The following is a 16,040-nucleotide window of genomic DNA, read 5'->3' as shown; positions in this document are numbered from 1 at the left end:
GAGCTCGTCCCAAAACCAGGTTTTTCCTAAATTAATGAAAGTTTCAGAATTATTTTCCATGAGGAAACCCTATTGATAGTTCAAAATTCGAGATTTAGAGATCCAATTTTGAGTTTTGGGATGAGCTCTATAATAAAGATACTGATTGTATCAAGAGGGTTATTTCTCAAAAAGTAGTGTTTTTTGCTCAAGAGAAGTGCCTTAATGATTTCCAATTTTGACTGCAGCGATCAGTTGGAGAGTTTCATTTACTTTTCTGCTCAGGTGGAGTACAATTACGCCTAAACTCTCTGGTCAATCCTAGAAAAGATATGAGTGAAAATGCAGAAACCACAGAAGGATTGCTCATATCTACCCCATCTCACAATTTCCTTCATTATAGAAATTGGAATGGATTTTCCTGGAGTTCTCATCGGGAGTGAGTCAGGAATTATGTTCCTAACTATATCACATCTCTTGCTTTTGTCTTAATTACCTTTGATCGAACCCCTCTTCTCCTCATTTTCGGAATTTGTTGGTGGAAGTGAAAATTCAAAGGAGAAAGGGAATAATCCCGAAAAAGAAAACATTCATAAATCCATGAATTAGCGTAACCAGCGGCAAACTCCGCGTCCTGTAAAATAGGTAACCTATAAGAGCACCTACGGAGGATATGTAGAGAATTTCGCTAATGCTCCCATATCCTGAGTGCATTAGCCCGAATAAAATACTCGTAACTATCAAAGCTTCCCGGCTGCCTAGCGTTATCTCTAGCCTATTCTGCAGAATTGACCTGAAGATCATTTCCTCCACAGGGCTCACGAAAAAGATCATAATTATGGTGAGACTCAAGAGGTTAAGAATTGAAAGATCGCTGATGAGAGGATTTTTTCCGACTATGAGGAATTCCCCTGCTCCTAACAAAAGGCCAAGTAGTATTGAAAAGGGGATATATACCCCTATTTTTTTAAAGGTTATCCCGAGCTGCGTGCCAGTAAATCCCTGATTGGTGGCTGCAATGCTTACCGGAATTGCCAGAAGACCATATATGAAAATAAGGTTGTAAAGCTTCTCTTCATAGAAAAGTGGCATCGAAAGATCTACCAGACGCAGGATCGGCAGGAGAATTAGTGCCTGGTAAGTTTTCTGAATTTCCTCGTTTTTTATGAACATTGTGGAAAGGGAAAGCCCAAGCAAAATTAATGCATGTATTCCCATAGCTTCGAGTTCCCTTCCCGAATATATCATCAATTCCGCAAAAGCAATCGCTGCAACAGGAATTGCCAGATAAATCCATTTGTATTTTATCTCAGGCGTCCTTCCCTTCAGATTTTCAGATGTTTTCGTTCTTACGCCTTCTGGAGCCTCCATAGCCTCCATATTCAGACTTTCAAACGTTCCCATCCTCACACCTCCTCTCCAACCTTTATCCAGAGGCACAGGTCTTTATAGGGCACATTCTTTTCGGTCTCATTGAAAAGCAGAAACTCAAGCTTCATATTCTCCCCTTCAACAGAAGGCGTAATCTCAAGAGGTTCTTCCAGAGTAGTATTATGGGCAAGCCTGATATGCTGCAGGTTTTCCGGAAGGGGCAGCGATTCATTTTCAAGCCTTACTTCCATTGTATAGTCCATTGTTTTGTGCTCATTATTTGCTATTCCTATTATGTAGGTCCCACTTTCCCCCTGTATATATTCTGTTGTATAGTTATTGGCCATCCCGTTGGTCCCAAGGATATAAAACTCAGTAAATGGCTCTTTTTCCTGAGGCATCAGAATGACGTAAGCTCCAGTTCCTATCAGGATCAGGAAAGAAAGGGCTAGAATTATCCTGAGGTTTTTCTCAGTCTTTGATTCCGGGTTTCCCATAACCCCTGATATCAGGGTAAGGGCAAGAACCCTGAAAGGTACCTCAAATGTCCTGTCTGCAGGTAGATGACTTCTCCTCACGTATGCTGCTACCAGCATGAGCAGGGTAAACACGGAAAAGCTTGTAAGGAGAGGCACCACCTTGATTCCCCAAGGTGTATAACTAAGTGCAAGCCCTATCAAAGGCACAACCGAGATGCTCATTGCAACAGAAAGAGCTACCCTTTCCATTCCTTCAAGTCCGCTTTTTTCCGGAAAAAGCATAGCTATCAGGGCATACCCCGGAAGGAAGAGCAACAGGGGTAGGCCAAGGGCTGTGCGAATAAAACTTCCGTTAAGTACAGGAACTAGTACGAAAATATCCGTAAGAATTACAAGGCCTGCTACTATGAGCAGGTCAGATGGAAACTTCTGGTTTCCGGTCATATGACTCCTCAAAACGGTTTTATGTTTTTCTGGCTTCCCAGTTTTTTTGTTACTCGGGCTAATCTGCCAATTTCTCTGTTCCCTCATGAGGTTTCTCGGAAACCTTCCGACTTCCTCTGACCGGCTACTTTATTCTTCAATTGCGAAGAATCACGCCGGAAAGGTGAAAACTGTCCGAGTTTTAATCCCGGATTTCTTTTGATTTAGCAGAATTTATTTTCCTGAATTGTATTCGTTTTCAAGAATGTTTTAACCCGATCTACTCAATTACTTAGTTGTATAAAATATCTTTCCCATTTCCTGCATTGTATCTAAAATATTTTTCCCTTTTTTCTATCTTCCTGAAATAAATTTTTGCTCTTTAAGTTTCAATCTCTACAATCTTTTAGGCAGAGTTTCCGGGCTGTACCAGCAGGTTTGTAAACGTTGACATAAACAAGAAAAATCTTTGATTCTTTATATCAGTGTAATTTTTTCTTCCATTACTCCTTTATGTCGGATGAATAAAAGACATCTTTTAAGCTATTATTCGGGCTAACAGGCTCCCACATAGATTTAATTATTTTTCGTCATCGAGGTTACTGATTAATTATTTTTGGTGCCTAAATGCTTATATAGCTCGTATATTAAAACAGATACAGGTCTTATATTAAATGCTGTGACTCACTTACAGAGCATTTACGTTCCTTCTTTTTGCTAAAAGGAGGAGAACAATTCCCCCAACTAATTCCCTGTAAATGTAGCCGTAGAAGACCTTTTGAAACCCTTTAAAAATTATGGAGCGATGACTCTGAAAAATATATTCGCCGAATTTGGAATTTTTACTGATTCTTCTATAATAAACTACGTTATTAAGGAGACTTCTTACTTTTATCTCCACAGAGGTAGATGATTGCATATGGCCATTACGATTGCAGCCATGCCTGCCTATAACGAAGCCCACGCCATTGCAGATGTTATTAAGGGCTGCAAAAAATACGTCGACAGGGTAGTAGTTGTAGACGACGGAAGCACCGATAATACTGTTGATATCGCCGAATCTCTTGGCGCCTATGTAGTTCGTCACGGAACAAATAAAGGATATGGAGCAGCCCTAAGGAATTGCTTTGAAACCGCCCGTAAGCTCGATGCAAATGCTATGGTCATAATTGACTCTGACGGTCAACATGACCCCTCCGAAATTCCCAAGCTTCTTGAGCCCTTAAAAAATGGGTTTGATCTGGTAATCGGCTCAAGATTTGTCAATGGCAACGGTAAAAATGTCCCTATTTACCGTAAATTCGGGATGAAAGTTCTTGATGTCGCAACCTATATCGCAGGCGGTCTGAATGTCACCGATTCCCAGAGTGGTTTTCGAGCTTATGGAAAAAAAGCTATTGAAAATATAAACTTGAATGGTACAGATATGTCTGCAGGTTCTGAAATCCTCATTCAGGCCAGAGATTACAAACTGAAGTTTACTGAAGTGGAAATCCATTGTAGATATGATCTTGAGAATTGCTCAAGTGAACATCCTTTCATACATGGCCCCAGAGTCCTGTTCCGAATCCTTAAAGATATGGAGTATAGACGACCTCTGTACTATTTTTCAGTTCCTGGCCTGATCATGGCATCTTCGGGCTTTCTTATGGGACTCAAATTTTTACAGGACTACTATATGGGAGGATCCCTGCGCTTCGGGCCCACACTCCTTATGGTAATGCTAACAATTATAGGAGCCTTTATGATATTTACAGGAATAATACTGCATGCCATCTCAAGGATGATATTTTTAAATGAGCACATTCGAAAACAATAATGTTAAAACGGGGTCAATTTATATGAAATACCCTTTCATTTCAATTGTAGTAGGCATTCGCAATGAAGAAAAATTCATTGAAGAATGCATTGAATCACTTCTTAATCTAGATTACCCGCGAGATTCTTACGAGATTATCATCGTTGATGGAATGTCCACCGATAAAACGCGGGACATCGTGCAGAAGTATCCTGTCAAACTCCTTCTTAATGAAAGAAAAAATGTTGCTGCGGCGAGGAATCTTGGTGTGAAGAATGCCAGGGGAAAACTTGTTGCGTTTACTGACGGAGACTGTAAGGTTGATACCCAGTGGTTGAAAGCTCTTATCCGTGAAATGCAAGAAGCTCCAGATGACGTTGTGTGTTTTGGAGGCCCTAACCTGATTTTTGACACTGATCCTGTATTTGGCAGGGTGGTGGGATACGCACAGGAATCTTTTTTGGGTTCCGGAGGCTCGGCTCAGTCCAAAAACTCCACAAAGAAGCATTATGTAGGTTCTCTCCCTAACTGCAATGCAATGTACAAAAAAGTTGCAATTCAAGAAGTTGGGGGTTTTGACGAGCGGTTCGTTGTGGGCCAGGACGGAGACCTGAACTATAGAATAGGTAAGAAAGGCAACAGGTTTTTGTACGTCCCGGAAGCACAGGTTCTGCACCATAGAAGAGGTACTCTCAAGTCCTTTTCAGTAAGGATGTTTAAATATGGTATGTGGATGGCGGAACTTTTCAAGAAACATGGAGAATTTGTCCGCTGGTATGCATTTCTGCCTTCGATTGCCATCTTGTTTGCAGCCGCCCTGCTTCTCGCTTCTATCAGATACTCCACTCCAAGCTTGCTTCTTCTTCTTGCACTCACGGCCGTGTATTTTATTCTTGTTTTTATTACCTCAATCCAGGTTAGCTATAAAATGAGATCAAAATACGGTCTTTTTGCCCTGCTTATTATTCCTGTGCAGCACATTGCCTATGGGCTGGGGTTTTTGTACAGTTTTACAAACTCTCCTCTTATCTCAAATGCCAGCTCTTGCTCGGATGTTTAATTTTCACGAATTTATTTGATCATATACTAAAAACAACCGAAACACTTGAATATATCTGGGAAGCTTTTCAGGGCAAAATCTTCTTAATCAATACGGCCCTGATGAGCTCTCATCAATTTTCAAACACAGAAATTTGGATAGTAGTTTATTCGATTTGTGAAATTATCATTATTTAAGGTCATGGAGATAGTATGTTCGGATTAAGTACAGAAGCAGGATTCAAATTGGATAATAACCGTCTAATGAGGTTAATTTCCTTTCTGTTTCCGCTAGCTATAATTTTCGCAGTAATATTCACGTTCTTATGGATGTTTGCAGCCGGAAAGCTCGGTTATGCTCTTCGGGGGCTATTTACAGGAATACCTGCAATACTTTCCTGTCTTTTCATTCTGTTTATTTATAAAAAAGATGTAAGTTTGCACGACATAGAAGTTTATCCGTCACTGAGCACGAAATCCCTTACATACCTTTTCGGGATATTTTATGTCAATTCCCTGATTGTACTCTTGCTGTCTGAGGGAAGCAGACCGCCGTACTATTTTGTCTTTATTTTAGGGCTTTATTTAGCGGTGTTTCTGCAAATCTTCTCTAAAAATGTAAATCCGCCTCTAATTCTGGCAGAATCTTTCTTAATTGCAATTAACCTGATTTACAGCGTTACATTAAATTACGATTTCTACTTCGGTACTACAGATATCCTGCCGCATATCTTCCTTTCGGAAGTTACTGCAATATCCGGGCAAACAATTCCTACTTCCTTAAGTGATTATGCATACTTTCCTCTTTATCACGTGCTCATTGCAGAAGCCTCTCAGCTCCTGAACATAAGCACAAAGACCTCGCTTTTTCTGGTAACTGCACCAATCTATGTAATGACCATAATTTTCCTTTACTACCTTTTTAATTACATAACAAACAACAGGCAGATTTCACTCCTCTCATGCATATTGTTCTCTGCGAGTTCTGTTGTGCTCTATTACGGTACAAATGTGATCACCCGCACAATGGCATTTATAATGTTTGTCATATTATTGTACCTGATTTATAGTGTCAATTTCAAAAAGGACAAATTTTCATTAAAAGCCCTGGCAGTGATTGTTGCGGTTTTTTTAACCCTGGTTCATAATGTCTCCCTTCCGCAACTTGTCTTATTGCTGATCATTCTTCTTGCATCAGAATATATGATAGGGAACGGTAGCTACATCAGCAAACCCTTCTTTATACTGCTTAATGTAATTTTCACTGCATACTGGTTCTTTGTAGCATACGTGTTTGTACAGAGAAGTCTGGCTCCCCGTTTACAAAGCCAGTTCCTGGACTCTATAGTTTTAACTGCCGGAGGCGCAGAAGTACTTCAAGAGAGCTTTATTAATTTAATTGGGCTTCTGGATAAATCGATCTTTTTATTTTTTGCCTTGATAGGAATAGGTTTTCTCCTGAAAAATTACAAGAACAATTATGCTTCTGTGCTAGGATTGTTTGCTCTGTTTACTCTGATATTTTACGTTCCCAATCCTCTCAACACAATCTGGCAGTTCAAAGTCCTTTTCAGAGTTGATCGGTTTATGCTTTTCGTCAGCCCCTTTATGGCTTTCGTAATGGGGTATGGATTGTATATATTCTGGAATTATATGGCTAAATATTCCCCCAAGAAACTCAACTCCGCTTTCTTAGTGGTTTTATTGTTTTCTACCTTTGTTTTAGTCTCTTCGGTTTTCAGTATCGGAGACTCGAATTTTCTTGGTCACGAAGCAAAACATGAGTACTTTACTTCCGAAGAGTTAAGTGGTTTTGAACACGTTTTCAATCATGTTCCTACAAATTCGTCAATTTATACCGATTATTATTCGTCGAGGTTCTTTTATCTCCCGCTGATCCCTGCGACATCTGCAGAAATGAATATCTCGTCTTACGATAACTACAGAATCGGTGACGTAAATAAACTCCCACAATACGAAGGTTATGTGGTTCTCAGAACCAAGGAATTTCTCAGGAGTGGATTATACTTTGGCAGTGAAGAAAGCACCTTGAGAGATACTTCTAACTATTTCTATCAGGGGCTACCCGAGAACCAGCTTGAGCTGAAAAGCAATCTTGAAGTTCTTGATAAAATCTATTCAAATCCTTCGACAGATATTTTCATTCCACGTCAGGGATTAAATAACCCCTGAGATTTATTTTTTAAAGCTGCCTTTTAATCCGGTGCCTTGTTTACATATAAGGATAAAGTGGTGTAGCAGGCATCTGTACAGGAGTAAAAGTTCTGCAGTTTTAATCTGTATTCTAGGATTTGAAATCTGTAATTCACAGCAGGTCAGGAATTTAAAAAGTAAGCCAAGGGCCTCAGGGTTTATTTCGAAAACTTTTCCAGAAGCTCTGAGTATATATCCACAGTGTTTTTTGCATGGGCTTCCCATGTTAGCCCTCTCTGGATTATGCTTTTACGCCCGAGCTTGCCCATTTTTTCTCTCCGGCTTTTATCCTCAAGCAATTTATTAATTTTTCTGGATAATTCTTCAGGATTTTTTGCAGGCACCAGATAGCCCGTTTCCCCATCGACCATAAGTTCGGGTATCCCGCCGACATCAGTTGCTACGACAGGGACTTCACAGGCAAGAGCTTCGAGTACTACGTTTGGCCTGCCCTCGGAAAGGGAAGGCAACACCAGGATATCCGAAGCTGAGATCCAGAGTGGAATGTCCTCATGGTTTACGGGTCCAGTAAATTTAATGCATTCGGCAATTTTGAGCTCATGCGCCCTTTTTTCCAGACTTTTTTTCAGGCCGTCGTCCCTGCCTACCATAAAAAGGTCGGTATTAGTATTTACAAAATTCTTTGCAGCCTCAATCAGGTAGTCTACACCTTTTATTTTTCTAAGGGCTCCAACAAATAGAACAATGTTCTTTTCCTGCGGCAGGTTTAATAGATTTCTTGCATATGCTTTTCCTGCAGGTTTGAATTTCCCGGTATCAACACCGTTTGGAACCACATGAACTTTATCTTCGTTTATTCCCAGATTTATTATATGGAGCTTGAGATCTTCGCTGACAGAAAGAATCCTGTCTGCAAAATTCATTGCCTCTATAATTTGTTTTGAGGTATAGGAACCTTCATAAGCGACTTTTCTTTCGATTGTGCCGAGCGCACTTATTACAAGAGGAACTTTCCATTTCTTTGCAAGCTTCATCATCCCATATCCGTCTGGATATGAAAAGTGTGCGTGGATAAGGTCTGGTTCTGGCTTTATATTTTTAATTGCGTATTCGGAAACGAAATGAGAATATAAAATCCCTGTTACAGGATAAAAATACTTTTTGGGAACAGCATATATATAGCGCGGATAGTGAAGGTCGTATTTTTCGGTATGCTCAATCCGCGGCAGTTTAAAAAAGTTATGGTACGGGAATGCGGAAAAAGGAAGGACGAAAGGTTTTGGAGAAATAACAGTAACATCTACGCCCTGGTTTGCAATTGAGTCGATACTCTGTTTTATGAATGTCCCAAGTTGAGGATAATACCTGTTAGGAAATTCCTGACATGCTTCCAGTACTTTCATAATTTTTTGCCCTTTTTCGCTTCGGATGCCTCAAGGCAGACAGAGGAGAGAATTAATCCTATAAATACTTCTCTCCAAAACGCATTAAATTCTTATCCTTAAGTTAATACTAAACCGTCGTTCTTGAACTTGACAAAATGATAAATAAATTTATGGGATAAACTAATTAACTACTTTTGCTATTCTGATAACCGGCTACCATTATGCTTAAAAAAGTAAATAATATTTTCCTGGTTTATTACGGCTCCTTTAATACTAAATCAGGTTCGAATATCCACATTCTGGAGCTTCTAAGAAATTTGAAAAAATATACTGACGTAGTTCTGTTTGCACCCGGACAGAAGAGCGTAGATCGTGCTCTTGGCGGAATAAAATATGTGCCTGTAATAGATAATAAATATCTTGTACAGCCATCTTACGAATTCATGCTTTCTTTTTACCTTCTTTATTCATGCATAAGAAACAGGCCTGATGTGCTTTATCTTCGCCAGAACTCTTTTCCATTCTTTCCCATAATTCTATGTAAGATTTTAAAAATCCCTTCAATAGTGGAAGTTAATGGTCTGGTTCTTGACGAGTTAAAGGTCAATCCGAATTCACAGTCCTTTGCATACAAAGTCTTTTCTTATCTGGCACTTCGCTCCGAGAAATTCAATTACTGGCACTGTGATAGAATTGTCTCTGTCACGGATAAGCTCAGGGATGAACTTGTGAGATTATACTCAGTTCCTGAGAACAAAGTCTATGTTATCAACAATGGGGCAAATACTGATGTATTCAAGCCTCTGGACTCAGAAAAGACAAAAGCAGAATTGCAGCTTGAAAACTCAAAAAAATACATATGCTTTGTCGGTCATCTTGCAGCCTGGCAGGGGGTTGAATTTTTGATTCAGGCTTCTCCTTTAATTCTGGATAAATGCCCGGATGCTCGTTTCCTTATTGTCGGGGACGGAGTTATGAAGGATAAATTGCTGGAAATAACTTCCGAATTGGGACTTTCGGATAAGTTTACCTTCACCGGAAGAATCCCCTACGAACGTGTTCCTCTCTATATCAACGCGGCTGATATCTGTGTTGCTCCTTTCATCAAGGAAAGAAACTCGAAAATAGGACTTTCGGCCTTGAAAACGTATGAATATCTCGCCTGTGGAAAGCCGATTGTGGCAAGCAGTATTCCAGGAGTTCAAGAGCTAATTGAGTCTTCGGGTGGCGGAATTTCAGTAACTCCCGAGAGTCCAGAGGAGCTTGCGGCTGCTGTAGTAAGATTATTTTCCGATGAAAAAACTCGGGACGCTATGGGAAAGAAAGGCCGCAGATACGTCGTTGAGAATAACAGCTGGGATGGAGTTGCAAAAAAGATTCTGGAGATCTGCAGGGATATAATCTGACTGGTTCTTATGAGTGTGTATTCTGACCGTATCCTCTGAAAGTGTTCTGCGCACAGGTAAATGTTTAGCTTTTACATACTTGCGGTCTCTGGCATTCTCCGAGTACTTAATAAAAAATTTGAGAGCATCACATACATTCTTTTATAATATAATGATCTAATTACAGTAATAACTATAGAAATTTAATTAGGGTCTAAAAACCAATTTATTCACTATGTTTTCACGGGGGAATTCATGTGAATTGGAAGATTGACCTGAAAAACACGGAGATTTATTCTGAATCGCCTATTTATCACATTTGACTGGATTAAGTAGCCTTCGCTATGAATAATTTCTCCGGGTATTTCTATAGCCTTGAATTTCGGAGAGTGGATACTCTCGAAATAGCTTTTCCGAAATTTAGACAACATAGTAAAAAATCTGCCAAAATTTTCGGTAGACAATCTTAAGTTTTGCAGGCATCTGGGTTCTTCCATGCCTGGCTCTTACTCTAATAAACATATAGATAAATTTCTCATAGTATTCTTGGGTGATAGAAATGCTAAAAAGAGGATTACTGGTTTTTCTCCTGGTGGGTTGCCTCATTTTTGCAAACGCACCGACTGCTTCGTGCAGAAGTGCCGCGCCAACCGTTTATGTTGCAGGAGATGGAAGTGGAGATTTCAACTGCGATGGAAAAGATGATCATGTGCAGATAAATCAGGCTTTGAAATTTGTGGCAGGTAACTCTAAATATACAACTGTCCACCTCAAAGGCCCTTTTACATACGTTATTGACGATACTCTTCTAATCGGCAGTAATACCATTCTTGAAGGGGATTCGACTGCTGTGATCAAGCTGGCAAATAATGCAGGCTGGAAAACAATGAAACCATTGATCCAGCAGATGAACAGTGCCGGAAATAATAACATTGTAGTAAGAGGGTTTGAGGTTAATGTAAACCATGATGGGAACTCCAAAATTTCTAAAGGTAAAGGATACTACAATATAATGTACTTCACCCACTGTAATAACGTAAAAGTATACAATATGTATATGCACGATGGACATGGAGATGGGGTGAGGATAAAATACGGTGAGAACATTCAGCTTTACAATAATAAGATCTCCAAGCTTGGACACGATGGCCTTTTTGTAAGTGAATCTAAGAATGTAGAAGTCTGGAACAATAAAATAGTCTGCAGGACTAATAGTGGAATTAGGATCTGGAATTCTAATAAAGTAAAAGTGCATGATAATGTAATAGATTCCTTATACTACCGGTGTACAGGTGGGCCTGGCATTCAGATCGAAAAGTCTGCAGGTACTATGGATAGTATAGCGATTTACGATAATACATTGCATGATACATATGGGCCTGGAATCTGGCTTTACAACTATGATACTTCTTCTTCTACCAAAGAAAAGGGGAAGAACATCCATATTCATCACAATATCTTCTACAACACAGGCACTAATACTGGAATTACCTGGACAGGGGGCATTGTAGCCAGTGGATTCCACGACACTCTAATCGAAAATAATGTCTTTGACGGAGCATACCATGCCGCTGTTGTTCACATGTATCCAGAGCTACCAGGTTATTCTCCAAGTTACTCATCAACGCCCGGATACACTACCATTGTTCGCAACAACATAATTGTAAATACCAAGTCGCGTATAAAAAGTCCAAGTGGGACAGGGTATGGAGTTGTCAATTATCTCACCAAAAACCACAAATTTGTGCTGGAAAATAACTGCCTTTACAATAACGCAGCAGGCAATTATAAAAGCTGCACATCAAAATCTGATATCTATGTAAACCCTCTTTTTGCAGACCCGAAGAAACATGACTATCACCTCCAGTCAGTTTCGGGCCACTGGAATGGCAAAAAATGGGTTAAGGACAAGGTGAACTCTCCCTGTATTGATGCCGGATATGTTTCCTCGGATTTCTCTAAAGAACCTGAGAATAATGGAGACAGGATCAACATAGGAAAATATGGAAATACAAAATATGCGTCTCTTTCAACGACTTCACGAGTAAAGATTGTGCAGTCTCCATTAATATATTGGAATTCTGAGGCTACAAATGAGACTGGAGAAAAGACTGGAGAAGATCTGAATTTCACAGTGGAAGTCTTAGACATAGACGAAAGTAATCTCACCTATTCAGAATCAGATCTTTCTGTTGACACTGGACAGGCTCCGGTTATTGAATTTATTCCCAAAGCTACAGTTAAGATTGGGGAAAACTTGAACTTTACAGTGAAAGCTTCTGATGTAAATGGAGACAACCTTACATTTTCAGTCTCAAACCTTCCTGCAGGTGCAAGTTTTGATGAGTCAGGACTATTTAGCTGGATGCCTTCAGACGGACAGGAAGGGCTCTATACCGTATCCTTTGAGGTGAGTGATGGTCTGCTCAATGATTCTGAAATTGCAATAATAAGTGTAGAGGAAGTAAATGAAGACGAAGTAAATGAAGACGAAGTAAATGAAGACGAAGTAAATGAAGACGAAGTAAATGAGGACGAAGTAAATGAGGACGAAGTAAATGAAGACGAAGTAGATGAAGACGAAGTAAATGAAGACGAAGTAAATGAAGACGAAGTAGATGAAGACGAAGTAGATGAAGACGAAGTAGATGAAAAAGTAAATGAAGAAGAAACAAATGAAGAAGTCGATGAAGAAGCAGATGAGAAAGAAGTAAACGTAGGGGAAGTTTCTTTAAATCTCTCTGGCACAATGTACGACAGCTACCTTTACGGAGTTCCTCCTGAAGGTCTCAATTTGAGTAATTTTTCTCTTGTCCTGGAGGAATGAGTAATGAGTTAAGTAATTTCACGGGACCTGAAAAACTTGCTGTTGTCGTGGTAAAATTAGTTTTGGATAAAAGCACATAAGCCCTTTAAGAAAAGGCAGGAATATCTTTAAGAACTACTAGAATGGAAGTGTAAGAAAGACCTTGAAGTGATATTATCTGACAGTATTCTTATGAATAAGGTATTGCACACAGGTAAACGCTTAACTTCCATACTACTTTTCTATTTTTAGGTACTTTTTCTCTGGGTCATTTTCTATCCTGTCTGAAGTGTAATCTATACTTTTTGACTTTAATAATTTGTAAAACTACTTTTTTGAAGTTGTTTCATATTGAAATTATCTCATTTCCATTATTGCGGTAAAAACAAAACTTTATCTTTTCTCAAAATTAAAATAGATATTATTGGAAGTGAGATCTTGGATTCCATTTTGCAAAATTCCTTTTTTTTGCGTAAATTAATAAATCAGCTTTTGACTGGCTTTTCTCGTTTTAAGCATTTATTTGTTCTTTCTAATATTTGAGATGCCAACCAAAAATTTTAAAAGATTGCACAAATACTTTTATAACATAATGTTCTAAATTACAAGTTGACTATAGAAATTTAATTAGAGGCCAGAAAGAAATTTATTCCTTATGTTTTCACGGGGGGGAATTCGTGTAAATTTGAGGAGTTGGCCTGAAAAATAGGGGGATTTATTCTGAATTGTTTGTTTATCACATTTGACTGAATTCTTGACTGGATTCAGTAGCCTTTGCTATGAATAATTTCTCCACGGAATTTTCTATAGCCTTGAACTTTGGAGAGTGGATACTATTTTGAAAAATCTTGTTCAATGTATCGGAATCAGGCTAATAAATTTAAGCGAAATTTTGACAAACATTAGTAAATTTTGCGGAGATCTTGATACGTCACCACACAAATATCTGTCTAGCGAGGATTACAATCTCTTTAGTTACGATCAACCCCAGGTAGTATCGACAATAAAACGAAATTTCGGAATTTTTTTCCTGGTAGGTTGCCTTATTCTTGCAAGCATTCCTACTGCTTTATGCAGAACTACAGCACCAATAGTCTATGTTGCAGGAGACAGTAGCGGAGACTTCAACTGCGTTGGAACAGATGATCATGTGCAGATAAATCAGGCCCTGAAGTTTGTGGCAGATAACTCGGAATATACCACTGTCCACCTCAAAGGTCCTTTTACGTACGTTATTAACGACACCCTTTTAATCGGCAGTAATACCATTCTTGAAGGGGATTCGACTGCTGTGATCAAACTGGCAAATAACGCAGGCTGGCCTACAATGAAACCACTGATCAAGCAGATGAGCAGTTCCGGAAACAATAACATTGTAATAAGAGGTTTCGAGGTTAATGTGAACCATGACAGTAACACCGAACTCAAGAAGGGACTTGGATATTATAATGTAATTTACTTCCTTTATTGCAAGAACGTAACCATATGTGATATGTATATGCACGATGGGCACGGAGACGGCATGAGGATAAAATCTAGCGAGGACATCCAGTTTTACAACAATACTATATACAAACTCGGGCACGACGGTCTATATGCAATTCAGTGCCAGAACGTAGAAGCCTGGAATAACACAATAACTTGCAGGACTAACAGCGGCCTTAGAATCTGGAACTCAAACCATGTAAAATTCCATGATAATGTGATCGATTCTTTCTACGACTGGAGCGCAGGCGGACCGGGTATCCAGATAGAAAAAGGCGGGCCGGGCGCAGGTCTTATGGATGATATCGAGATCTACAATAATACGATCAATAACACCTATGGGCCTGGAATCTGGCTTTACAACTATGATACTTCTTCTGATACCAGAGATATGGGGAAAAATGTTCACATTCATCACAATATTTTTTACAGCACAGGCACGAATCCGAATATTGTCTGGGTAGGGGGTATTGTAGCAGGTGGATTCGACGACACTCTTATTGAAAACAATGTCTTTGACGGTGCATACAATGCAGCCGTTGTCCACATGTACCACCCCAGTTACTCCTCAAGTTATTCCCCGCCAGGCGGATACATTACCACTCTTCGCAACAATATTATCATAAACACCCGAAAATGCACAAAAGACTCGAACGGGGGATATGGAACTTTTAACTATTTATCTTCAACACATACTTTTGTGCTGGAAAATAACTGCCTCTACAACAACTCAGCAGGTAACTATAAAAACTGCACATCGAAATCTGATCTCTATGTAAACCCTCTTTTTGCAGACCCGAAGAACCATGATTACCATCTCCAGTCGGTATCAGGTCGCTGTAACGGGGAAACATGGATTAAAGATAAAGTGAGTTCTCCCTGCATTGACACTGGATATTCTCTCTCGGACTATTCTAACGAGCCTGAGGATAACGGAAACAGGATCAACATAGGAAGATATGGAAACACGGTTTACGCGTCTCTTTCAGGGATCCATGTGGTGAATCATGCTCCTGTAATGGATCCAATTTCTGAGATTGCGGTTAAGGCTGGAGAGAATCTGAATATTCTAGTAAAAGCTTCTGATGCAGATGGAGACAACCTTACATACTCGGCTTCAAACCTTCCTGCAGGTGCAAGTTTTGATAAGTCAGGGTTTTTTAGCTGGACGCCTGCAAACGGCCAGATAGGGCTCTACACCGTATCTTTTGAAGTGAGCGATGGTAAGCTCAATGATTCTAAGATTGCGATACTAAAAGTAGTCAAAGAAGAAGTTCCTTTGAATCTTTCAGGCAAGATGTACGACAACCGCCTTCGTGAAGCTTCTCCTGAGGATATCTTTTCAAATAAATCATTCCTCGATGTTGGAGGAATGACTAACGTTGGAGGGTTCCGGGACCTGATTTGGTTTAACGTAAGCGAATACACCAGTGTTAATGAAATCAACAACGCAACCCTCTCCCTCTTCTGGTACTATCCTTCCAGCTCACGACCAAATGATACTGTTATCGAGGTCTACAGGCCTGTCGCCTGGAATCCGGATTATGTGAGCTGGAATAAAAGGAATAAGGACATTGCCTGGAACAACGAAGGAGGTGATTGGTATGATAGTACTGGTGTTCTCCAGGGCAGTACTCCATATGCTACATTGACCCTGAAAGCCAGCAGTTTGCCAGATAACAGGTACTGTGAGCTTAATGTAACTGACCTCGTAAA

At 39.7% G+C, this 16,040-nt stretch carries 9 protein-coding genes; 6 read left to right on the top strand and 3 right to left on the bottom strand.

Features of this window, described 5'->3' with window-relative positions:
• Positions 1 to 531: 531 nt before the first annotated feature.
• Both ACPK8D_RS16710 and ACPK8D_RS16705 read right to left on the bottom strand, forming a co-directional pair.
• The gene (locus tag ACPK8D_RS16710) at positions 532 to 1,383 is read right to left on the bottom strand and encodes a lysostaphin resistance A-like protein (protein ID WP_424718984.1); all 852 of its coding nucleotides are present in this window, start codon (positions 1,381 to 1,383) and stop codon (positions 532 to 534) included.
• Between the two features lie 2 nt (positions 1,384 to 1,385).
• Positions 1,386 to 2,273, bottom strand: coding sequence for a DUF1616 domain-containing protein (locus ACPK8D_RS16705; protein WP_424718983.1), 888 nt, complete (start codon positions 2,271 to 2,273; stop codon positions 1,386 to 1,388).
• Positions 2,274 to 3,171: 898 nt separating this feature from the next.
• Here ACPK8D_RS16705 and ACPK8D_RS16700 point away from each other — a divergent pair.
• From ACPK8D_RS16700 to ACPK8D_RS16690, 3 genes are all read left to right on the top strand, one after another.
• Positions 3,172 to 4,071, top strand: a complete 900-nt coding sequence (locus ACPK8D_RS16700; RefSeq protein WP_424718986.1) for a glycosyltransferase family 2 protein — start codon at positions 3,172 to 3,174, stop codon at positions 4,069 to 4,071.
• A 22-nt stretch (positions 4,072 to 4,093) separates the two neighbouring features.
• A complete protein-coding gene (locus ACPK8D_RS16695; protein WP_424718982.1) occupies positions 4,094 to 5,110 on the top strand; it encodes a glycosyltransferase family 2 protein in 1,017 nt (338 codons plus the stop codon).
• A 416-nt stretch (positions 5,111 to 5,526) separates the two neighbouring features.
• Positions 5,527 to 7,281, top strand: coding sequence for a hypothetical protein (locus ACPK8D_RS16690; RefSeq protein WP_424718981.1), 1,755 nt, complete (start codon positions 5,527 to 5,529; stop codon positions 7,279 to 7,281).
• Between the two features lie 179 nt (positions 7,282 to 7,460).
• On the opposite strand, the gene ACPK8D_RS16685 is transcribed toward ACPK8D_RS16690, so the two are convergent.
• The gene (locus ACPK8D_RS16685; RefSeq protein ID WP_424718980.1) at positions 7,461 to 8,666 is read right to left on the bottom strand and encodes a glycosyltransferase; all 1,206 of its coding nucleotides are present in this window, start codon (positions 8,664 to 8,666) and stop codon (positions 7,461 to 7,463) included.
• Between the two features lie 203 nt (positions 8,667 to 8,869).
• On the opposite strand from ACPK8D_RS16685, the gene ACPK8D_RS16680 reads away from it, so the two are divergent.
• The 3 genes from ACPK8D_RS16680 to ACPK8D_RS16670 form a co-directional block, all read left to right on the top strand.
• Positions 8,870 to 10,054: a glycosyltransferase family 4 protein gene (locus ACPK8D_RS16680; RefSeq protein ID WP_424718979.1), complete on the top strand. Its 1,185-nt coding sequence runs from the start codon at positions 8,870 to 8,872 to the stop codon at positions 10,052 to 10,054.
• A gap of 538 nt (positions 10,055 to 10,592) precedes the next feature.
• Positions 10,593 to 12,860 carry a right-handed parallel beta-helix repeat-containing protein gene (locus ACPK8D_RS16675; protein WP_424718978.1) on the top strand — a complete coding sequence of 756 codons (2,268 nt, stop codon included), beginning with the start codon at positions 10,593 to 10,595 and terminating at the stop codon, positions 12,858 to 12,860.
• Positions 12,861 to 13,869: 1,009 nt separating this feature from the next.
• On the top strand, positions 13,870 to 16,040 hold a 2,171-nt coding region (locus ACPK8D_RS16670), incomplete at its 3' end, for a disaggregatase related repeat-containing protein (protein WP_424718985.1).

The sequence above is a fragment of the Methanosarcina sp. genome (assembly GCF_049706645.1).
GTDB lineage: Archaea > Halobacteriota > Methanosarcinia > Methanosarcinales > Methanosarcinaceae > Methanosarcina.
This window is presented reverse-complemented; position numbering and strand designations above follow the sequence as displayed.